Origin of the sequence: Achromobacter animicus (genome assembly GCF_040775605.1) — a bacterium.
In the GTDB taxonomy this organism is placed as follows: Bacteria; Pseudomonadota; Gammaproteobacteria; order Burkholderiales; family Burkholderiaceae_B; genus Achromobacter; species Achromobacter animicus.
In genome coordinates this window covers 3,908,721-3,927,426 of sequence record NZ_JAYGJK010000001.1, presented here as the reverse complement: position 1 = coordinate 3,927,426, position 18,706 = coordinate 3,908,721, and the positions used below count along the sequence as shown (strand labels likewise).

The following is an 18,706-nucleotide window of genomic DNA, read 5'->3' as shown; positions in this document are numbered from 1 at the left end:
ACGACGATGCCGATGTATGACTATGCGTGCGCGGATTGCGGCGCTTTTGCCGCGCTGCGGCGGTTGGCGCAGTGGCGGGATCCGGCGGCCTGCCCGCAGTGCGGGGCGTTGTCGGACCGCATTGTGGGCGGTGCCCCAGCGGTGTCGGCGCTGTCCTCGGCCATGAACCGGGCGCACGCGGCGAACGAGCGCAGCGCCAATGAGCCGCGCAGCACGCGGGCGGGGCACGGCATGAACTGCGGGTGTTGCGGCAGTGGGCGTTCGCGGGGAAGAACGCGCACATCGCGAGATGGCGCAAAGTCATTCGCGGGCGCGCGGCCCTGGATGATCAGCCACTAACGCACGCTGCGGCCCGGGTGCCTCTGCATGAAGGCGCCCGGCCTGCGGTGCGGCAGGTTGTCGCGAGGCAGCCTAGGCCTGGGCCTGCGCCGCCGGTTCCAGCGGCGCCACGGCGGCGCCCTGGATCTTGTGGCGCGCCAGCGCTTCGGCGACAAAGCCGGATTTCTTCATGGCTTCCACGTAGGCGGCCAGGTAGGCGCTGGCCTTGGCGCCGCGGCTCTTGGGCACGCCCATGGCCTGGCGGATCAGCATGAAGTGACCGTCCAGAAGGCGCAGCCCGCCCAGACGCTGCCCGTCGGCTTCGAGCTGTTGCTTGACGCCCGCGGCGACCTCCATGTTTTCCTGCACGAAGGTGTCGACGACGGCGGGCGAGGTAGGGGCGCGAAAGATCTCGGCCTGCTTGAGTTCGCGCGTCAGGTACAGGTCATAGGCGCTGCCCTTGCCGACCACGACGCGGTGGCCGGCGCGGTCGACCTCGTCCTTGTTGACGATGGGCGAGTCCTGGCGCACCAGGTAAGCGCCTTCGATAACGACATACGGCGCGGTGAAGGCGATCTGTTCGCCGCGCAGCGGGTCGATCGCGAAAAAGCCTACGTCGGCCTGTTCGGCGGCGACGGCATTGACGGATTCGCCGGCGGACTTGAAGACCACCAGTTCCAGCTTCACGTCGAGCCGGCGCGCGAGTTCAGTGGCCAGGTCCACCGACACGCCACCAGGCTGGCCGGTGGCGGGATCGGTGTTGGCGAGGATGGGATTGCCCAGGTTGATGGACGCGCGCAGCGCGCCCGTCGGGGCGAAGGCAGACAGCATTTCGTGATCGGTCTTCATGGCTTCCTTGCTGGATGAAACGCGCCGCCGGGCGCGGTCGATGCCAGAGGATAGCCCCAAAGCTGGCGGCGGCGCGATGGCTTATTGCACGCGGCGCAGCACGTAATGCGCCGCGAGCGGGCCGGTGGGGCGCGTGCCGTCACGGTAGAGCATCGTTACCTGGTTCTCGCCGACGAAGTAACGCTGGCTATCGCCTGCGGCGTCCAGCCGGATCGTGCTGCCGTCAGACTCCCAACTGAAGGTGCCCGTCACGATCTCGGGCTGCGGCTGGCGGTCCAGGTACTGGGTCAGCTTTTCGTAGCGGCCATCCTTCATCAGCGTCAGGCGGGCGCGGATGCCGGGGCAGTCGGCGCAGGGCAGGGTGCCTTCGTAGCTGCCGGGCCAGTCCAGGGAGTCGCGGGAGGTGTGGTGGTCTACCGGCACCGATCGGGCGGTGATGGGCTTTGACGGGGCGCAGCCGGCGAGCAGCGCAAGACTCAGGGTGCAGGTCAGGGTGGTTTTCATCATGGCGAGCTCCTGTGTGACGGACTGGCTTATTGGCTGATCTCAGATGGCCAGACGCGTCCTCACGATACGGACAGTAACGGGCCCATGCTGAAACGGGATGTAAGGCCGATGCGTGTCATAAACATCCAACCGACGCGGCCAGGCGTGCGCTAAGCTCGGCCTTCCTTGCGCGTGAGGCGGCATTAGGCTGCCGGCGCAGCGATAGCGGCACAAGGCGACAGGGCCGCCAGGCGCAAGGCAACAGAACCACGAGGCAACAGAACCACCAGGCAACGGAACCACAAGGCAACAGGACTACAGCATGAAAGGCCAACATCACTACAGCGTTACCGTCGAATGGACCGGCAACACCGGCGCCGGTACGGCCGGCTACGCGGCCTATTCCCGCGACCACGTCATCCAGGCCGCGGGCAAGCCCGACGTGCCGGGATCGTCGGACCCCGCCTTCCGTGGCGATGCTTCGCGCTGGAATCCCGAAGACATGCTGGTGGCCTCGCTATCGGCGTGTCACAAGCTCTGGTATCTGCACCTGTGCGCGGTGGAAGGAGTGACCGTGCAGGCCTATCGGGACGAGGCCGAAGGCGTCATGCAGGAAGATCCCGAACGCGGCGGCGCGTTTGCATCGGTCACGTTGCGGCCCCAGGTCACCATCGGCGCGGGTGACGACGCCGCGCTGGCGGAACAGCTGCACGAACGCGCGCACCACTTCTGCTTCATTGCCAATTCGGTGAATTTTCCGGTACGGTGCGAGCCGCGCATTGTGATCCAGTCCTCCACCTGACGCCATTCCCATGACATCCGCCCTGATCGTGATCGACGTGCAACGCGCGTTGTTCGAAACCTCGCCGCCGCCCTTCGAGGCCGCGCAGGTGCTGGCCCGCATCAATGCGTTGGCCGAACGTGCCCGTGCGGCCGCTGCGCCGGTCGTTTACGTCCAGCATGAAAGTCCCGGGTCCGAACTGGCGCATGGAGAGCCGGGGTGGGACCTGGATACGCGCCTCGCGCCGGCCGCCGACGACTTCCGTGTCCGCAAGACGACACCTGATTCGTTTCTGCGAACGGAATTGGGGCAGGTGTTGGCGGAGCGGGGCGTTACGCATCTGGTGGTGTGCGGGTACGCCACAGAGTTCTGCGTGGACACGACCGTGCGGCGGGCGGCGGGGTTGGGGCTGGCGGTCACGCTGGCGGCCGACGCGCATACCACGCACGACAAGCCTCATGCGGACGGCGGCCAGATCCGGGCGCATCACAACGCCACGTTGCCGGCCATTTCCAGCTTCGGTGTGAAGATCGCCGCTGTGGCGGCCGCTGATCTCTTTACCGGCGGTGCGTCGCGATGAATGTGATGGATCCCGAACTGCTGGCGCTGCTGGTGACGCGCGACATGCCGTTTGGCAAGTACAAGGGCAGGTTGATCGCCGACCTGCCCGGACCGTATCTGGCGTGGTTCGCGCGCAAGGGCTTTCCGCCGGGAGAGCTGGGCCGCTTGCTGGCCTTGATGCACGAACTGGATCACAACGGCTTGTCATCGCTGCTGGATCCGCTGCGCAAGACCCGGCGCGCATCCTGAGACCCGCCGCGGAAACCGCAGGAAACAACTGGCGGGGATGATGTTGCGTCTTGGCACGACGCCTGCCATCCACCGGGGATACGATTAGGCGGTGCGCCCGGCCCTCGGCCCGGGCGCTGACTCATCTAACCGAGGTCGCCATGAACAAAAAACACGTATCCGCTTTCCTGTTTGCCGCCTTGTGCGCGGCGGGCGCTGCCCAGGCTCAGAACGTCGCGCCCGGCGCCACGCAGGAGATGCAGTTTCCCTCGGCCCAGGGCAGCCTGTCGCCACCCTCGACGCTGCGCATGACCGTGACGCCCGAAGCCCCGCCGCCCGCGCCGATCCGCGACACGCCCCAAAGCCAGGCCGAATTCCAGCGCTGCCGTACGGTGTCGGACCGCGCAGCCACGTCGAATGCGCAAATGCAGGCCGGCGTCGAGCAATGCCTGCGCGAACTGGAACAGCGCCGCCAGCAGCAATAAGCCCCCAGGGGAATCCAGGGCCGGAGCCAGAGCGGGTACACTTGTGCGCCGTTTTGCTCTAAGCGCCTGAATTCCCATGATTTCCACCGCCTGCGGCGTCGACTTCGGCACCTCCAATTCCACCGTCGGCTGGAGCCGTCCCGACCAACACGCGCTCCTCGCGCTGGAGGACGGCAAGACCACCTTGCCGTCGGCCATCTTCTTTCACGACGAGGACGCCGAGGTCAGCTATGGCCGCGCGGCCATCTCCGACTACCTGGCGGGCTACGACGGGCGCCTGATGCGCTCGATGAAAAGCCTCTTGGGCAGCTCGCTCATCGACGGCTCGACGGAAGTGCAGGGCCGTTCCATCCCTTTCCGTGTCCTGCTTACGCGCTTCATCGCTGAATTGAAGGCGCGCGCCGAGACCGCCGCCGGGCGCGGCTTTACCCGTGCCGTGCTGGGCCGTCCGGTGTTTTTCGTGGATGACCATCCCGCGTCCGACAAGACGGCGCAGGACACGCTGGAAGAGATCGCGCGCAACGTCGGGTTTACCGACATCGAGTTCCAGTTCGAGCCGATGGCCGCCGCCTTCCACTATGAATCGCAGATCAGCCGCGAGGAACTGGTGCTGGTGATCGACATCGGCGGGGGGACGTCGGACTTTTCGCTGATCCGGCTGGGGCCGGACCGCGCGGCCAAGCCGGACCGCCGCGACGACATCCTGGCCTACGGCGGCGTGCATATCGGCGGGGTGGATTTTGACAAGCAATTGAGCCTGGCGCACGTGATGCCGCTGCTGGGCCTGGGCAGCCAGTTGCGCAGCGGCAAGGACGTGCCGTCGACGCAATACGGCAACCTGGCCTGCTGGCACACCATCAACCAGGCCTACACGCGCAAGGCGGCCGAGCATTTTGCCTATATCCGCGCCGAGGCCGGCGACCGCCAGAAGATCGATTTGCTGCTGAACCTGGTGAAGGAGCGTGCGGGACACTGGGTGGCGGTGCAGGTGGAAGAAGCCAAGATCGCGCTGTCCGAGGCGCCCGCCGCGCGCATCGACTTGTCGCGCATCGCGCCGGATCTGGGTGTCGAGGTGACGCGCCCCTCGTTCGACGCGAGCGTGGGACGCTTGATCGACAAGGTCGAGACCACCGTGGGCCAGTTGCTGCGCGATGCGGGCGTGTCGACGGCGGACGTGGATACCGTGTTCTTCACGGGCGGCTCAAGCCGTGTGCCGCGCCTGCGCGAAAGCGTGTCCCGGCTGGTGCCCGAGGCGCGCAGCGTGGAAGGTGACCTGTTCGGCAGCATCGGCGCGGGTCTTGCGCTGGATGCCGCGCGCAAGTTCGGCTGACCGGCCGCCGGCGGGGCGGTGGTAAGCTGCCAGGCGAGCCGGCAACGGCTCGCCGCCCCTCTCAGTTTCCGATCCAGACGTCCTCATGACCCGACCCGCCGATACCCATCTCGTCGAAACGCTCCTCCAAAGCGAGGCCCCGTATGACGGCAGCTTCCTGAAGATCCGCCGCGATACCGTCAGCCTGCCCAACGGCCATACCGGTATCCGCGAGTACGTGGTGCACCCGGGGGCGGTGGTGGTGATTCCGCTGCTCGACGATGGCCGGGTGCTGCTCGAGCGGCAGTTCCGATATCCCGTCGGCCGCGTGATGACGGAATTTCCCGCGGGCAAGCTGGATCCGGGCGAGGATCCGCTGGTGTGCGCCAAGCGGGAACTGCTGGAGGAAACGGGCTACACCGCCGGCCAATGGGCCCACGCGGGCGCCCTGCATCTGGCCATCGCCTATTCCACTGAAATCATTCACATCTTCTTTGCGCGTGGCCTGCGGGCAGGCGAGCGCCAGCTCGACCAGGATGAATTTCTGGATGTCATCAGCAAGCAGCCCGAGGAGCTGCTGGCGGCGTGCAGCCAGGGCGAGGTCACCGACGCCAAGACGCTGACCTGCGTACTGTGGATGCAGAATGTGCTGTCCGGCGCCTGGAAGCTGGACTGGCAGGACAACGTCGCCTGAGCGGCGTCGGGCAGTCTGACGACGATGTGCTCGCACCCGGTTCTCGTCCAGCCCTCGGGCCTGCGCTTTGACGCGCCGGCCGGCACGTCCGTGCTGTTGGCGGCGCAGGCTGCGGGCATCAAGCTGCCCAGTTCGTGCCGCAATGGCACCTGCCGCGCCTGCATGTGCCTGATGCTGGAAGGATCGATCGTGTACGGCATCGAATGGCCCGGCCTGTCGCGCGACGAAAAGGAAGAGGGCTGGATCCTGCCGTGCGTGGCCCAGGCGACGTCGGCGCTGGAAATCCAGGCCCCCGGCGCTGCGTTGATCGAGACGGCGCCGCCCGCGGTTCGCCCGCTTACCGGCGCCAGGCGCTGACCGCGGCGACCGGCAACAGGGTCGCCGCCATGCCTGCGGCCATTCCTGCCGCCATGCCCAGCACCATTCCCCAAAACGGCGCAGCGCCCAGCGCCTGCGCTGTCTGAACGCCCAGGCGCGCGCCCAGCACCATACCGATCGCCATGAGGACCAGGCAGAGCACCCGGCTTGCCAGCGGCGGTTCGCCGGCTTGCAGCCGCAGCCAGAGCCATCGGGTCTGAGGCACGCGGGACCAAAGCAATTGAACCCAGGGCCATCGAGTCCCGGACAGCTGGGACCAGGGCAGCAGCGCCGCCAGCGCCATCGCGGCCGAGCTGGCCGGCATCAGCTCGACGTGCCGCCATGCCAGTTGCGCCAGCGTTCCCGGCGCACCGCACTCGCTGGCCAACAGCGCGGCGGGCGTGCGCCACGTGTCCACAATCAGTCCGGCGCCCATGGCCGCCAGGCACGCCAGCCACAGGCCAGCCATGCCGGCCGTGGCCCGCGGCCTAGCGGTGGTCGTGGCAGGCTTGGCGCGGGGTGTCGCCGTATCGGTCATGGTGGCGCACCCAGTCGCGAACATCGAAGTACGGGCCGTTTTCGTTGCGGCCCAGCGGCGCGATGTCGAGGTAGTTGTAGGCCCCCGCCAGGCGCTCCACGCCGCGTTCGAAGGCCGAGTAGGTGTGAAAGATTTCGCCGTCGGGATCACGGAAGAACGCGCTGGCCCCTGGACGTTCCTCGACGGCGCCATCCGCCTGCGGCACGGAGGCTTCGAAGTCGAAATTGAAATCGCTGTCCGCTGACGAGTACCAGTCAAACTGCCAGCCCATGCGGGCCTGGAAGGCGGCCAGGCGGGCATACGGCGCGCGCGAGACAGCCACCACCGTCACGTCGTGGTGCCGCAGGTGCATGAGCGCGCTGTCCAGGTGATCGGCCAGGAGCGAGCAGCCCACGCACCCGTCCTCCCAGTCCGGACTGAACATGAAGTGATAGACGATGAGCTGGCGCCTGCCTTGGAACAGGGCATCCAGACCTTGCATGCCGTGCGCGCCTTCAAAGGCGTAGGGCTTGTCCACTCGCACCCACGGCAGCGCCATGCGGTCGCGGGCCAGGGCGTCCGAGGCGTGGGTCAGTTCCTTTTCGCGCCGCAACAGCGCCTCGCGGGCAACGGTCCATTGGGGGCGGGATACGACGGGATGATCGGTTTGCATCGTGCGTCTCCTTTGCGTGCCGGGCGCTTGGACCCGGGGGTCAAGTTCGGATCCGGCGGACAGGTCCGGGGCGCCAGGTTCAGGCCTTGCCGGCCAGGTGGTCCGCCAGCCGGTCCATGGCGCCGGACCAGCCATTCTCGTGGCCGTCGCGGGTGGGCTCGTCGACGAACGGTGTCTGCAGGAAGGCAAGCTCGGTGCCCCCGTCTGCCGAGGTGAAGTCCAGCGTGATCAGTGAGGTTTCCTGCGGCGTGTCGCGCCATGCCCAGGTGAACACCAGACGGCGATGCAGCGCGACTTCCTGGTAGCGGCCGCTGGCGTAGTGTTCCCCGCCGTCTGCGGTGATGAAGCCGACTTCATAAGCGCCGCCCACCCGCACATCGGTTTCGGCCAGCAACACGCGTTGCGTGCCCGCCGGGCCGAACCAGCGCATCAGCGCTTGCGGGTCGGTCCAGGCTCGCCAGACGCGTTCGACGGGGGAGTCGAAGCGGCGCTGGAGCCGCAGCTCGAGGGGGGAGATTCGGTTTTCCATGGGTGGATTTCCTCTTCGTGATAGAGATATCGCGCCAGCGAATCCAGTTGGCCGGTCCAGAACCTTTCGTACCGTGCCAGCCAGCCGGCGGCGGCGCGCATGGGTTCGGGAGACAACGTGCAGCGCACGACCCGCCCGTCCTTGGCGCGCGCGATGAGGCCGGCCTCTTCCAGCACCCGCAGGTGTTTCATAAAGGCGGGCAGGGACATGGCGTGGGGTCGGGCCAGCGTGCTGACCGAGGCCGAGCCCTGTTCCAGGTCCGCCAGCACCCGGCGGCGCGTGCCATCCGCCAGCGCGGAGAAGATGGCATCGAGAGCATCATCATTTAACTTAACCATAAGGTTAAGTTTTAGGTCTGCCACCAGCGCGTGTCAAGCGCGATGGCTTCGGACTTTCCCTAGGGGTGAAGCGCGTTACTTGCCGCGCGGCTTGATGATGTCGCAGGCCGCGGCGGTGTTGCTGGCCGGGGCGTCGCCGCCCAGCAGCGCTCGCACGCCGCAGACCGAGCCGAACATGCGCTTGCCGTCGTGGCCCACGCCGCCGACTTCGAAGGCGCTGTGACGCAGGGGGACGGGCTTGGAGCCTCGGGCGGCCAGCACGTGCTCGTACTGGACATAGCCGGTGCCGCGCGCGAGCCGGGTGGCGCCCTGGGCTTCGGCGCCGCAGGCTTTGTCCAGCAGCCGGTGCTCCGGGTTGTTGTCCGCGCCGCCCAGCAGGTAGACCACATCGCGCGCCGCGTAGCGCACGAAGAGGCGGGAATCGTCGGATTCGCCGGCGTAGGCGGGCAGCTTGTCCGTGCCGTACTTGTACTGGTTGTAGGTGGGGCAGATGCCGCGCTCGTAGGGCGCGTAGCCTTTGCCGTCGGCGCGTGGCCGTTCGTTGGTCAGGTACAGGTAGGAAGAGGGGTTGGCGACCACGTACCGCAGGGTCAGGCCGTCGCGGCGCAACACCCCGTCCACGTTGTTCAGCACGGCATACCGGTGCACTAACTGCGCGCCGGCCGAATGGCCGGCAAGCACCAGGCCGGCGAGCGACGGCAGGCGCTTGCGGTCGTCCAGGCTGCGCAGCAGGTCGTCCAGAACCTGGAACGAGGTGACGGGGGCGGGCCGGCCCGTGGCCTGGACGCTTTCCTGGCCGTCTTCCCAGCTGGCCTTGCGCCAGGCGGCCATGCCCGCGAAGCCCGAGTCGATCGAGCCGGAAAACCGCGGGGCCAGCACCAGCGTGTCGCCGGCGCGCGCCGGGTCGGCGGCGACCAGCGCGGCGGCGGTTTCGTAGTAGTTGTCGGCGTCGCGCTTGACGCCGTGGATGACGATGAGCACTTGCTTGATGCCGCGCAGGTCGTCCTTGGCCAGATCCCGGTTGGCGTAGACCGGCATCTTGTACCGGTTTCCGGGGCGGCCCAATTCAACCGCCTGCCAGCGCAGCGGCGCCGCGCGCTTGGGCACGGGCGTGGCTTCGTCGTAGTCGTAGGGGTCGGGCAGCGGCGTCTGCGCATGCGCAGCGCCGCAAGCCAGCAGGGTGGCCAGGGCGAGCGAGGCCGCCAGCGCCGTGCGGGTCAGGGATGTGGCAGGCGCGCGGCGCATGGCGCGGCGACCCCTCAGCAGCTTTCGAGTCCCAGCAGTTGCTTGAGCGCGGGCAGGTCCAGGATGCGGACTTCGCGCTGGTTGATCTTGATGAGGCCGTCGCGGGCAAAGCGCGAGAACAGACGGCTGACCGTTTCCAGCGTCAGGCCCAGATAGTTGCCGATTTCTTCGCGGCTCATGCGCAGCACGAACTCGGTGGACGAGTAGCCCAGCGACGCATAGCGCTGCGAGAGGTTCAACAGGAATGCGGCCAGGCGCTGTTCCGACCGCATGGAGCCCAGCGACGCCAGCATCTGGTGCGAGCGGGTGATCTCGCGGCTCATGAGGCGGCGGAATTGCTGTTGCAGCGACGGCAGGTGCGACGCGACGCGATCGACTTCGTTCAGGCGGATGACGCAGACCTCGGAATCTTCGAGCGCCACGGCGGCCGACACGTGCTTGCCATCCAGCATGCCGTCCATGCCGACGATCTCGCCGGGCAGATGGAAGCCGGTGATCTGGATCTGGCCGGTGGCGTCTTCAAGTTGCGTTTTCAAGCTGCCGAAGCGCACGCCGTAGACGGCGTCGAGCGGATGATCCAGCGAAAAGAGCGTCTTGCCTTTTTCCACGCGGACGCGCTCTTTGACCAGTTCGTCCAGCTTTTCGACTTCGGCGGCTGCCATGCCCACGGGAACGCAGACGTGACCCAGCATGCACGTGGAACAGTGGGCGGCATCAGGGGCAATGGGGACCCGTTTTTGCATACGATGACCTTTAGAGTGCCCATTGCACGGCGGGCGCCGGAACGGGTGTGAAGCACGAGACAGGCGTCTATTGTAGTCCGTTGTTACTACGGGTGTCTTACCGGGCGTCCTGCTTTGTTCTGGAAAGGCGATGAGCAATCCAGTCTTCCCCGGCGATATCGACCGCCGCGGCCCGAAACGCGGGGTCGATCGGATAGTACTCGCAGGGCAGCAGACTGGTCGGGCCGGCGCCTTCCAGACGGGCGGTAACCGTGCGGCGCACGAAGCAGCAGGGCTTGCCGGGCTGGTATTCTTCGATCTCGTCCATCAGGGCGATCAACGCCGGTTCCACCTGGAAAACGTCGCCGCGCACGCGCCGGCCGTCCTGCACGGGGATGAGCCCGGGCCAGTCGCCAAAATCGACCAGCATGCCGGGCACGCTGGCCGCGCCGACGTGGCTGGCGGCCGGCAAACCGCGCGCTGCGGCCGCCCGGGCGAGGTCGTTGATTTCGCCGGCCCGTAGGGTGCCGTACACAAAAACGTATATGCTCATTGCTCTGTTTGCTGGTGCACGTCGAAGAAGACCATGAGAGGCGCCGGGTGTTGAAATTGTCTCACCCGGCCACATATTCAGGTTATCGAGCCAGCCGGCACGGATCGGTCAGGCTCCCCACAAGCCAATACGACCATTATGCGATTCGACAAACTGACGACCAAGTTTCAACAAGCGTTGGCAGACGCCCAAAGTCTGGCCGCCCGCAACGACCACCCCTACATCGAACCTGTCCACGTGCTGTCCGCCCTGTTGTCGGATTCCGACAGCGGCGCGGGCAGTTTGCTGGCGCGTGCCGGCGTGGCGGTCAACCGACTGGGCCCGGCCCTGGAGTCCGCCCTGAAGGGCTTGCCGCAGGTGCAGGGCGAAGACAACGTGCAGGTGGGCCGCGACCTGCAGGGCGTGCTGACCCGTACCGACAAGGAAGCCTCCCGCCGCGGTGACACCTATATCGCCAGCGAACTCTTCCTGCTCGCGCTGGCCGACGACAAGGGTGAAGCCGGCCGCATTCTGCGCGACGCGGGCCTGCAGAAAAAGGCCCTGGAAGCGGCGATCGACGCCGTGCGCGGCGGCGAGAACGTGTCGGGCGCGGAAGGCGAAGCCAACCGCGAGGCCCTTTCCAAGTACACGCTGGACCTGACCGAGCGCGCCCGCCAGGGCAAGCTGGATCCGGTCATCGGCCGCGACGACGAAATCCGCCGCACCATCCAGATCCTGCAGCGCCGGACCAAGAACAACCCCGTGCTGATCGGCGAACCCGGCGTCGGCAAGACCGCCATCGTCGAAGGCCTGGCGCAGCGCATCGTCAACGACGAAGTGCCCGAGACCCTGCGCGGCAAGCGCGTGCTGTCGCTGGACCTGGCGGCGCTGCTGGCGGGCGCCAAGTTCCGCGGCGAGTTCGAAGAGCGCCTGAAGGCCGTGCTGAAAGAGCTGGGCCAGGACGACGGCCGCAACATCGTGTTCATCGACGAGCTGCACACCATGGTGGGTGCGGGCAAGGCCGAAGGCGCGATGGATGCGGGCAACATGCTCAAGCCGGCGCTCGCGCGCGGCGAGCTGCATTGCATCGGCGCCACCACGCTGGACGAATACCGCAAGTACATCGAGAAGGACGCGGCGCTTGAGCGGCGCTTCCAGAAGGTGCTGGTCGACGAGCCCGACGTGGAATCCACCATCGCCATCCTGCGCGGCTTGCAGGAGCGCTACGAAATCCACCACGGCGTCGAGATCACCGACCCGGCCATCGTCGCGGCCGCCGAGCTGTCGCATCGCTACATCACCGACCGCTTCCTGCCCGACAAGGCCATCGACCTGATCGACGAAGCCGGTGCGCGCATCCGCATGGAAATCGACTCCAAGCCGGAAGTGATGGACAAGCTGGACCGCCGCATCATCCAGCTCAAGATCGAGCGCGAGGCCGTCAAGAAGGAAACGGACGACGCCTCCAAGCGCCGCCTGGGCGTCATCGAGGACGAGCTGCAAAAGCTGCAGCGCGAGTACAACGACTTCGAGGAAATCTGGAAGGCCGAGAAGGCCGCGGTGCAAGGCACGCAAGCCATCAAGGAAGAGATCGACAGCGTCCGCGCCGAAATGGCGGAACTGCAGCGCAAGGGCCAATTCGACAAGCTGGCCGAGCTGCAATACGGCAAGCTGCCGGATCTTGAGGCACGTCTGAAGGCCGCCGAGGTGGGCGCTGCCGAGGCCGCCGAAAACGCCGAAGGCGACGAATCGCGTCCGCGCCTGTTGCGCACGCGTGTCGGCGCCGAGGAAATCGCCGAAGTCGTGTCGCGCGCCACCGGCATTCCGGTGTCGAAGATGATGCAGGGCGAACGCGAAAAGCTGCTGCACATGGAAGAGTTCCTGCACAAGCGCGTGGTGGGTCAGGACGAGGCCGTGCGCCTCGTATCCGACGCCATCCGCCGTTCGCGTGCGGGGCTGGCGGATCCGGCGCGGCCGTATGGCTCGTTCCTGTTCCTGGGCCCCACCGGCGTGGGCAAGACCGAGCTGACGCGCGCGCTGGCTGAGTTCCTGTTCGACTCTGAAGAGCACATGATCCGCATCGACATGAGCGAGTTCATGGAGAAGCATTCGGTGGCGCGGCTGATCGGCGCGCCGCCCGGATACGTGGGCTACGAAGAGGGCGGCTATCTGACCGAGGCCGTGCGGCGCAAGCCCTACAGCGTGGTGCTGCTCGATGAAGTCGAAAAGGCGCACCCGGACGTGTTCAACGTGCTGCTGCAAGTGCTGGACGACGGCCGCCTGACCGATGGCCAGGGCCGCACCGTCGACTTCCGCAACACGGTGATCGTCATGACGTCGAACCTGGGTTCGCACCATATCCAGACGCTGGCTGGCCAGCCGTACGACGTGGTCAAGGAAGTGGTGTGGGATGAACTGAAGCAGACGCTGCGGCCCGAATTCCTGAACCGCATCGACGAAGTGGTGGTGTTCCATGGCCTGGAAGCGCAGCACATCGAGTCCATCGCCCGCATCCAGCTTCGCCGTCTGGGCGAGCGCCTGGAAAAGCAGGAGATGCGGCTGGAGGTGACGGAACCGGCCCTGGCCGAACTGGCCCGCTCCGGCTTCGATCCGGTGTTTGGCGCGCGCCCCTTGAAGCGTGCGATCCAGCAGCAGATCGAGAACCCGGTGGCGCGCCTGATCCTGGAAGGCAGGTTCGGTCCGCGCGACGTGGTCCCGGTGGATTGGCAGGATGGCCAGTTCGTCTTCACCCGCACGTTGCAGTGATCGCGCTGCAATAAGCAAAATGCCCGGCGCGTAGCCGGGCATTTTTTTGTCTGCGCCGTAGCGCCGCAGCGCCGCCGCTCCGAACAGATCGGCGCGGCGCTGGGCAATCACATCACTTCGCGACCGTCACGAACACCGGGTTCGAATAGAACCACAGATCGTTGTAGTTGCGGGCGTTGATGGCGTTGAAGCGCGCCGCGTTGTCGGCAAAATCGACCTTGGCGTCCGGCAGCGGTTCGCCCGCTGCGGTTTCGCCTGCCACGTCCACGCCAAGATTGGTGCCGCGCAGGCGCAGGTATTGGCTCTTGTCGGCTTTGATCGTGGTCGTGATGACGTTGTAGCCATCTTCGTCGACCTTCCAGTCGGCCTTGGTGAAGCGGGCCAGCACGCGCGTCGTGGGGTTGGTGTCGGCGTCGTATTCCGGGGTGCCGGGTGCGGCGCGTTCGGTCACGTCGCCGACGATCAGGTCCACGTGGTTGACGGTGGGCTTGACGTAGGTGGGGTTGCCGCTTTCGATCGGGTACTCGTAGTTGTTGCGCTCGGGGCTGCGGAAGCGGATCGTGACCTCGACGGTTTCACCCTTGGCCGCCTGCAGTTCGCCGCCCATGTGCACGGCGCCGGCCGCGCCCTTGGCCTGGAAGTCCAGCGCGTCGATCAGGTCGCCGAAGACACCGAACATGCGGCCGCTTTTCAGGCCCGTGACCACGGCCGCCATGTCGTCGCCGTCCTTCCAGACGTACGTCTTCGAGTATTCGCCGGGCGCGTAGCCGCTGCTGTACAGACCCTGGCTCGTGCGGAAGTGGTAGTCCGAATCGGCCACGTTCCAGATGCGTCGGCCTTCGCCCAGCAGCGCGTCCCACGTGCCGCCCAGGTGCGCGACCAGGTAATCGGCGCCGCCATAGGTGCGGTTGGGCAGGAAGGCGTTGGTGTAGGCGGTGGCGTAGCCGCCACGGTCCGGCTCCATCTGGTTGCCGACCATGCCTTCGATCGCGAAGAAGACGCTCGGGGCCAGGTCGTTCATCTCGCGCAGCTGGGCGATCGTGTACTTGCCCGCGTAGCGCGACGGGTGGTTCAGCAGCATGTAGCTGTCGGGGTACTTGTCGCGCAGCCACTTCAGCGCGGCCAGCGAGTCGGCGTGCGTGGTGAACGCGCGCGTTTCGCCGGACAGGCGCGAGACCAGCAGCGGGTCGAACAGGTTGGGATCACGGTTGGTGAACAGGTACTCGAACTCGGCCACGGCCTCCAGCGACTTGGGCGACTGCGGATCGTTGTAGCCGATGCCGATGTTCACGTGGTCATGCGTCGGCATGTCCCATTCGAACGACGAGAAGATGATCTTGCCGGCGTAGCGGCCCGCGGCCTGCGCCTGCTTGATGTAGGGCACTTCGTACTGCGCCATGCCTTGCGAGAACGGGATCGATCCGCCGGGCAGGTTGACGCCGGTATGGTCGCGGGCGGACAGGCGCAGATGGTTCGAGATGGCGGCCCAGTCCAGCTTGTAGCGGTCGAACGCCTGATCCAGCGCGCTTTCCAGGCTGACCTGCGCGTCGTCCGACTGGAACGTGTGCACGTGCAGATCGCCCGTGGACCACGCACCCGTTTCGACCGGCTTGGGTTGCTCTGCGGGCGGCGTCGGGTCGGTCACGACGGGCGGCGTCGGCTCAGGGGTGACCACCTCGTCATCGTCATCGCTGCCACCGCAAGCGCTCAGCAGGGTCACGCAAGCCAGCGACAAGGGCATGAGGGCTCGCCGCAGGCGGGATACTTCGAACTGCATCTACAACACTCCAACGTCATGTCGGCATGCAACGCGCATGCCGCAAAGCGCGCAACTATGCGGGCGGGGAATGACGTGGGAATGACAGTGGCGCGCCGGATGTCGTTTTCCGTGCGCCTGGCGTTGTCTTCAGCAGCTATTTTTTTGCGGCTCGGCCTTCGGCCAGCGCCTGCGTGATGATGGCGTTCGCGGTCCAGCGCACCACATCGGTGACCTCGGGCAGGTCGAGCTTCCAGATGTCCTTGAGCACCAGGAACACCTCGGTGCCGTATACCAGCGACAGCGCCTGCGCGACGCGGTCCTGCTGCGCCGGTGTCAGGTCGGCGGCCAGGGGTGCGATGGCGCGCCTGAGGATGTCGACGCGGTGGCCGCGCACCAGTTGGGGCTCGGCGCCGGCCTTGCCGGCGCTGGCCTGCGCATGCTGTTGCAGCGACACCTGAATGGCAGCGCGCAGCGGCGCCTCGTGCGCCGCCAGCCGCGGATACGCAAAGCGCAACAGCTCGTCGACGCGCGCCGCCGCGTCGGGCGCATCGGAATTCCACGCGAGGATGGGGCCCAGGCTTTCGTCCACCACGGCGGCGATCAGCGCGCTCTGACTGGGAAAGTAGCGGTAGGCGGTGGCGCGCGAGACTTGCGCGTGTTCGGCCAGCTCGGCGACCGAGGGCGTGACGCCTTGCGCCATCAATTGCTGGGCGGCGTCGAGCAGGGTCTTGCGCATCCGGGCGCGCGGCCCGTGCGGAGGTTCGCCGCTGGCGGCTGCCTGCGGGCTGGCGGGGGCGATCAGCTTCGTGCCGGCCGCTGCCGAGGACGCCTTGCGGGCGGGGGATTCGGATTGACGTGAGACAGGTGTCTCAGTATGATTCTTTCGTCTCATTTCTGGATTCTACGGGCCTTTGGCCTCACATATCGAGGCGCGCACGCAGTGTAGCCGCCCGCGGAGGAGTCATGACGCATACCAAGCAGCGGGTCTTTGTCGCCGCGACCTACGACACCAAGGGCCACGAGGCCGACTACGTGGCGGATCTGCTCCGGCGCGAGGGGCTGGACGTGGTGTCGGTGGATGTCTCGACCTCGGGCGCGCCCAGCGCCGCGCAGGTCTCGGCGCAAGAGGTCGCGCGCAGCCACCCGGACGGCGCCGCGGCGGTCTTCACGGGCGACCGGGGCACGGCGATTGCGGCCATGGCTCTTGCGTTCGAGCGCTACGCCGCCGGTAACGCGGAAATCGGCGCGCTGCTGGGCCTGGGCGGCTCGGGTGGCACGGCGCTCATCACGCCGGCCATGCGCGCGCTGCCCATCGGCACGCCCAAGGTGATGGTGTCCACGATGGCGTCCGGCAATGTCGCGCCGTATGTGGGGCCGTCGGACATCGCGATGATGTATTCCGTGACCGACGTGGCGGGCCTGAACCGCATCTCGCGCCGCGTGCTGGCCAATGCGGCCGGCGCGATCGGCGGCGCGTTCCGCCAGTCGTCGGCCGCGGCGGCTGACGATGGCCGGCCGGCGGTGGGCATCACCATGTTCGGCGTCACCACGGCCTGCGTGCAGCAAGTCACGCCGCTCCTGGAGTCGCAGTTTGATTGCCTGGTGTTCCATGCCACTGGCACGGGCGGGCAGTCGATGGAAAAGCTGCTGGACAGCCGCCTGCTTGCCGGTGTGCTGGACCTGACCACGACTGAGGTCTGCGACCTGCTGTTCGGCGGCGTGCTGGCCTGCACCGATGACCGCTTTGGCGCGGTGGCGCGCACGGGCGCGCCCTATGTCGGGTCGTGCGGCGCGCTGGACATGGTGAACTTCGGCGCGATGGACACCGTGCCCGAACGCTACCGCGCCCGACGCTTCTATCCCCACAACCCGCAGGTCACGCTGATGCGCACGACCGCAGAGGAAAACACGCGGCAGGGCGAATGGATCGCCGACCGGCTGAACCGTTGCGACGGCCCGGTGCGCTTCCTGATTCCCGAGGGCGGCGTGTCCGCGCTGGATGCGCCGGGCCAGGCGTTCTGGGATCCCGAGGCCGACGCGGCGCTGTTTGCCGCGCTGGAGGCCAACCTGCGGCAGACGGCGGACCGCCGCCTGATCCGCGTGCCTTGCCACATCAACGATCCGCTGTTCGCCAGGACGGCGGTCGACCACTTTCTTGAAATTGCCGGACATTGAAGGACTGCCGCCATGCCGCGTTTTGACCGTAACGAACTGCTGGACAAGTTTCGCGCCATGGTGCGCGCGCGCACGCCCATCGTGGGCGGGGGCGCGGGCACCGGGCTGTCGGCCAAGTGCGAGGAAGCGGGCGGCATCGACCTCATCGTGATCTACAACTCGGGCCGCTACCGCATGGCGGGCCGCGGCTCGCTCGCGGGCCTGCTGGCCTACGGCAACGCGAACGAGATCGTCGTGGACATGGGCCGCGAAGTGCTGCCGGTGGTCAAGAAGACGCCGGTGCTGGCCGGCGTGAACGGCACCGATCCGTTCTGCGACTTCGACGTGTTCCTGGACGACCTGAAACGGCAGGGCTTTGCCGGCGTGCAGAACTTTCCCACTGTCGGCCTCATCGACGGCAACTTCCGCGCCAATCTTGAAGAGACCGGCATGGGCTATGCGCTGGAAGTCGACATGATCCGTCTGGCGCATCAAAAGGGCATGCTGACGACGCCGTACGTCTTCAACGAGGACGACGCCGTCGCCATGGCCCGCGCAGGCGCGGACATCATCGTGGCGCACATGGGGCTGACCACCGGCGGGTCCATTGGCGCTGAAACGGCGCTGACGCTGGATGATTGCGTGGGCGCCATCGACCGTATTGCCGAGGCCGCGCTGGCGGTGCGCCCGGATATCATCGTGCTGTGCCACGGCGGCCCGATCGCGACGCCCGACGATGCGGCCCACGTGCTGCGCGCGTGCAAGCATTGCCACGGCTTCTATGGCGCCAGCTCGATGGAACGCCTGCCGACCGAACAGGCCCTGACGGCCGCCACGCGTGAATTCAAGAACCTGACCTTCTGATCCCCATCGCCGCAGTTTTCGGCTTATTCGACACGCATTGCGTTTAACGGAGCCCGTATGCCGCATACCGTACACATCACCGCTGTCGTCCACGCGCCATTGAACAAGGTCTGGCCGCTGTTCCGGGATTTCAACGGCCTGGCAGGCTGGCATCCCGGCGTCGCAGAGAGCCGGCTGGAAGCGGGCGGCCGCCATGACGCCGTGGGCTCGGTGCGGCATCTGACGCTCAAGCCTTCCGGTTTCGTGCGGGAGCAGCTTTTGATGCTGGACGATCCCAATACCGAGCTGCGGTATTCGATCATCGAGACGGATCTTCCGATGCGCGATTATGTCGCGGGGGTGTCGCTGCATCCGGTCACCGAGGGCGGCGGCACGCTGGTGCAATGGTGGGCCGATTTCCGCGTCGAGGGGGCAGCGTTGAACGATGTGGCTGCGGCGGTCGGGCAGAACGTGTTCGCGGCGGGATTGGCCGCGTTGGACGAAAAGCTGCGCGCGGGTGTCTGATACCCGATCGCAGGGGCGGCGCCGGTCAGCACGCG

Annotated in this window: 23 protein-coding genes; 12 read left to right on the top strand and 11 right to left on the bottom strand. The window is 66.9% G+C overall.

Going from position 1 to position 18,706, the window contains the following annotated elements; genetic code table 11:
- The first annotated feature begins 6 nt into the window (after positions 1-6).
- Complete coding sequence (locus AB3147_RS17970) at positions 7-339, top strand: zinc ribbon domain-containing protein (RefSeq protein WP_175138432.1); 333 nt, start codon at positions 7-9, stop codon at positions 337-339.
- 72 nt (positions 340-411) lie between these two features.
- Here AB3147_RS17970 and AB3147_RS17965 read toward each other — a convergent pair whose 3' ends face one another.
- A complete protein-coding gene (locus AB3147_RS17965) occupies positions 412-1,167 on the bottom strand; it encodes an ABC transporter substrate-binding protein (RefSeq protein WP_367352608.1) in 756 nt (251 codons plus the stop codon).
- A gap of 81 nt (positions 1,168-1,248) precedes the next feature.
- Positions 1,249-1,674, bottom strand: a complete 426-nt coding sequence (locus AB3147_RS17960; protein WP_175123544.1) for a copper resistance protein NlpE — start codon at positions 1,672-1,674, stop codon at positions 1,249-1,251.
- Positions 1,675-1,975: 301 nt separating this feature from the next.
- Between AB3147_RS17960 and AB3147_RS17955 the strand changes: the two genes are divergently transcribed.
- The 7 genes from AB3147_RS17955 to AB3147_RS17925 all read left to right on the top strand — a co-directional run bounded on the left by AB3147_RS17955 (position 1,976) and on the right by AB3147_RS17925 (position 6,068).
- Positions 1,976-2,455 carry an OsmC family protein gene (locus AB3147_RS17955; RefSeq protein ID WP_367352607.1) on the top strand — a complete coding sequence of 160 codons (480 nt, stop codon included), beginning with the start codon at positions 1,976-1,978 and terminating at the stop codon, positions 2,453-2,455.
- Between the two features lie 10 nt (positions 2,456-2,465).
- Positions 2,466-3,014, top strand: coding sequence for a cysteine hydrolase family protein (locus tag AB3147_RS17950; RefSeq protein ID WP_367352606.1), 549 nt, complete (start codon positions 2,466-2,468; stop codon positions 3,012-3,014).
- Positions 3,015-3,019: 5 nt separating this feature from the next.
- Positions 3,020-3,244: a DUF3820 family protein gene (locus AB3147_RS17945; RefSeq protein WP_175138444.1), complete on the top strand. Its 225-nt coding sequence runs from the start codon at positions 3,020-3,022 to the stop codon at positions 3,242-3,244.
- A gap of 140 nt (positions 3,245-3,384) precedes the next feature.
- The gene (locus AB3147_RS17940) at positions 3,385-3,708 is read left to right on the top strand and encodes a hypothetical protein (RefSeq protein ID WP_175123541.1); all 324 of its coding nucleotides are present in this window, start codon (positions 3,385-3,387) and stop codon (positions 3,706-3,708) included.
- A gap of 76 nt (positions 3,709-3,784) precedes the next feature.
- Positions 3,785-5,038 carry an Hsp70 family protein gene (locus AB3147_RS17935; protein ID WP_367352605.1) on the top strand — a complete coding sequence of 418 codons (1,254 nt, stop codon included), beginning with the start codon at positions 3,785-3,787 and terminating at the stop codon, positions 5,036-5,038.
- Between the two features lie 85 nt (positions 5,039-5,123).
- Positions 5,124-5,711 (top strand): NUDIX domain-containing protein, encoded by a 588-nt coding sequence (locus tag AB3147_RS17930; RefSeq protein ID WP_367352604.1) that lies wholly within the window; start codon positions 5,124-5,126, stop codon positions 5,709-5,711.
- A gap of 24 nt (positions 5,712-5,735) precedes the next feature.
- Entirely contained in the window at positions 5,736-6,068 is a 333-nt protein-coding gene (locus AB3147_RS17925; RefSeq protein ID WP_367352603.1) for a 2Fe-2S iron-sulfur cluster-binding protein, read from the top strand.
- On the opposite strand, the gene AB3147_RS17920 is transcribed toward AB3147_RS17925, so the two are convergent.
- The 7 genes from AB3147_RS17920 to AB3147_RS17890 form a co-directional block, all read right to left on the bottom strand.
- On the bottom strand, positions 6,049-6,606 hold the full coding sequence (locus AB3147_RS17920; RefSeq protein WP_367352602.1) for a hypothetical protein: 558 nt from the start codon (positions 6,604-6,606) through the stop codon (positions 6,049-6,051). The two genes, AB3147_RS17925 and AB3147_RS17920, sit on opposite strands and share 20 nt — an antisense overlap.
- Positions 6,557-7,258, bottom strand: coding sequence for a DUF899 domain-containing protein (locus AB3147_RS17915; protein WP_239215770.1), 702 nt, complete (start codon positions 7,256-7,258; stop codon positions 6,557-6,559). Before AB3147_RS17915 ends, AB3147_RS17920 begins: the two co-directional genes overlap by 50 nt.
- A 79-nt stretch (positions 7,259-7,337) precedes the next feature.
- Positions 7,338-7,787, bottom strand: a complete 450-nt coding sequence (locus tag AB3147_RS17910) for an SRPBCC family protein (RefSeq protein ID WP_367352601.1) — start codon at positions 7,785-7,787, stop codon at positions 7,338-7,340.
- Complete coding sequence (locus tag AB3147_RS17905; RefSeq protein WP_175123534.1) at positions 7,688-8,125, bottom strand: ArsR/SmtB family transcription factor; 438 nt, start codon at positions 8,123-8,125, stop codon at positions 7,688-7,690. The genes AB3147_RS17910 and AB3147_RS17905 overlap by 100 nt, the downstream gene beginning before the upstream one ends.
- A 75-nt stretch (positions 8,126-8,200) precedes the next feature.
- A complete protein-coding gene (locus AB3147_RS17900; protein WP_239215773.1) occupies positions 8,201-9,370 on the bottom strand; it encodes a hypothetical protein in 1,170 nt (389 codons plus the stop codon).
- 14 nt (positions 9,371-9,384) lie between these two features.
- Positions 9,385-10,113 carry a fumarate/nitrate reduction transcriptional regulator Fnr gene (fnr, locus tag AB3147_RS17895; protein WP_175123532.1) on the bottom strand — a complete coding sequence of 243 codons (729 nt, stop codon included), beginning with the start codon at positions 10,111-10,113 and terminating at the stop codon, positions 9,385-9,387.
- Positions 10,114-10,210: 97 nt separating this feature from the next.
- Positions 10,211-10,645 (bottom strand): gamma-glutamylcyclotransferase family protein, encoded by a 435-nt coding sequence (locus AB3147_RS17890; RefSeq protein ID WP_367352600.1) that lies wholly within the window; start codon positions 10,643-10,645, stop codon positions 10,211-10,213.
- Between the two features lie 138 nt (positions 10,646-10,783).
- Here AB3147_RS17890 and clpB point away from each other — a divergent pair, with 138 nt between their 5' ends.
- Positions 10,784-13,390 carry an ATP-dependent chaperone ClpB gene (gene clpB, locus AB3147_RS17885; protein WP_175123530.1) on the top strand — a complete coding sequence of 869 codons (2,607 nt, stop codon included), beginning with the start codon at positions 10,784-10,786 and terminating at the stop codon, positions 13,388-13,390.
- Between the two features lie 112 nt (positions 13,391-13,502).
- Here the strand turns inward: clpB and AB3147_RS17880 are convergent, their stop codons facing one another.
- Entirely contained in the window at positions 13,503-15,167 is a 1,665-nt protein-coding gene (locus AB3147_RS17880; protein ID WP_367352599.1) for a CehA/McbA family metallohydrolase domain-containing protein, read from the bottom strand.
- A gap of 136 nt (positions 15,168-15,303) precedes the next feature.
- The gene (locus AB3147_RS17875) at positions 15,304-15,951 is read right to left on the bottom strand and encodes a TetR/AcrR family transcriptional regulator (RefSeq protein ID WP_239215820.1); all 648 of its coding nucleotides are present in this window, start codon (positions 15,949-15,951) and stop codon (positions 15,304-15,306) included.
- Positions 15,952-16,112: 161 nt separating this feature from the next.
- Here AB3147_RS17875 and AB3147_RS17870 point away from each other — a divergent pair, with 161 nt between their 5' ends.
- From AB3147_RS17870 to AB3147_RS17860, 3 genes are read left to right on the top strand one after another with little or no spacing between them, the layout of a single operon-like run.
- Positions 16,113-17,324 (top strand): Tm-1-like ATP-binding domain-containing protein, encoded by a 1,212-nt coding sequence (locus AB3147_RS17870; RefSeq protein WP_367352598.1) that lies wholly within the window; start codon positions 16,113-16,115, stop codon positions 17,322-17,324.
- 12 nt (positions 17,325-17,336) lie between these two features.
- Positions 17,337-18,167 carry a phosphoenolpyruvate hydrolase family protein gene (locus AB3147_RS17865; protein ID WP_175123527.1) on the top strand — a complete coding sequence of 277 codons (831 nt, stop codon included), beginning with the start codon at positions 17,337-17,339 and terminating at the stop codon, positions 18,165-18,167.
- Positions 18,168-18,224: 57 nt separating this feature from the next.
- Positions 18,225-18,671, top strand: coding sequence for an SRPBCC family protein (locus AB3147_RS17860; protein ID WP_175138420.1), 447 nt, complete (start codon positions 18,225-18,227; stop codon positions 18,669-18,671).
- Positions 18,672-18,706: the final 35 nt, after the last annotated feature.

Bases quoted from the DNA above. Each gene is read 5' to 3' on its own strand.
- clpB (WP_175123530.1), top strand. From the start codon at position 10,784: ATGCGATTCGACAAACTGACGACCAAGTTTCAACAAGCGTTGGCAGAC.
- AB3147_RS17915 (WP_239215770.1), bottom strand. From the start codon at position 7,258: ATGCAAACCGATCATCCCGTCGTATCCCGCCCCCAATGGACCGTTGCC.
- AB3147_RS17970 (WP_175138432.1), top strand. From the start codon at position 7: ATGCCGATGTATGACTATGCGTGCGCGGATTGCGGCGCTTTTGCCGCG.
- AB3147_RS17880 (WP_367352599.1), bottom strand. From the start codon at position 15,167: ATGCAGTTCGAAGTATCCCGCCTGCGGCGAGCCCTCATGCCCTTGTCG.
- AB3147_RS17920 (WP_367352602.1), bottom strand. From the start codon at position 6,606: ATGACCGATACGGCGACACCCCGCGCCAAGCCTGCCACGACCACCGCT.
- AB3147_RS17960 (WP_175123544.1), bottom strand. From the start codon at position 1,674: ATGATGAAAACCACCCTGACCTGCACCCTGAGTCTTGCGCTGCTCGCC.
- AB3147_RS17870 (WP_367352598.1), top strand. From the start codon at position 16,113: ATGACGCATACCAAGCAGCGGGTCTTTGTCGCCGCGACCTACGACACC.
- fnr (WP_175123532.1), bottom strand. From the start codon at position 10,113: ATGCAAAAACGGGTCCCCATTGCCCCTGATGCCGCCCACTGTTCCACG.
- AB3147_RS17890 (WP_367352600.1), bottom strand. From the start codon at position 10,645: ATGAGCATATACGTTTTTGTGTACGGCACCCTACGGGCCGGCGAAATC.
- AB3147_RS17930 (WP_367352604.1), top strand. From the start codon at position 5,124: ATGACCCGACCCGCCGATACCCATCTCGTCGAAACGCTCCTCCAAAGC.
- AB3147_RS17965 (WP_367352608.1), bottom strand. From the start codon at position 1,167: ATGAAGACCGATCACGAAATGCTGTCTGCCTTCGCCCCGACGGGCGCG.
- AB3147_RS17935 (WP_367352605.1), top strand. From the start codon at position 3,785: ATGATTTCCACCGCCTGCGGCGTCGACTTCGGCACCTCCAATTCCACC.
- AB3147_RS17925 (WP_367352603.1), top strand. From the start codon at position 5,736: ATGTGCTCGCACCCGGTTCTCGTCCAGCCCTCGGGCCTGCGCTTTGAC.
- AB3147_RS17865 (WP_175123527.1), top strand. From the start codon at position 17,337: ATGCCGCGTTTTGACCGTAACGAACTGCTGGACAAGTTTCGCGCCATG.
- AB3147_RS17900 (WP_239215773.1), bottom strand. From the start codon at position 9,370: ATGCGCCGCGCGCCTGCCACATCCCTGACCCGCACGGCGCTGGCGGCC.
- AB3147_RS17945 (WP_175138444.1), top strand. From the start codon at position 3,020: ATGGATCCCGAACTGCTGGCGCTGCTGGTGACGCGCGACATGCCGTTT.
- AB3147_RS17860 (WP_175138420.1), top strand. From the start codon at position 18,225: ATGCCGCATACCGTACACATCACCGCTGTCGTCCACGCGCCATTGAAC.
- AB3147_RS17950 (WP_367352606.1), top strand. From the start codon at position 2,466: ATGACATCCGCCCTGATCGTGATCGACGTGCAACGCGCGTTGTTCGAA.
- AB3147_RS17955 (WP_367352607.1), top strand. From the start codon at position 1,976: ATGAAAGGCCAACATCACTACAGCGTTACCGTCGAATGGACCGGCAAC.
- AB3147_RS17910 (WP_367352601.1), bottom strand. From the start codon at position 7,787: ATGGAAAACCGAATCTCCCCCCTCGAGCTGCGGCTCCAGCGCCGCTTC.
- AB3147_RS17940 (WP_175123541.1), top strand. From the start codon at position 3,385: ATGAACAAAAAACACGTATCCGCTTTCCTGTTTGCCGCCTTGTGCGCG.
- AB3147_RS17905 (WP_175123534.1), bottom strand. From the start codon at position 8,125: ATGGTTAAGTTAAATGATGATGCTCTCGATGCCATCTTCTCCGCGCTG.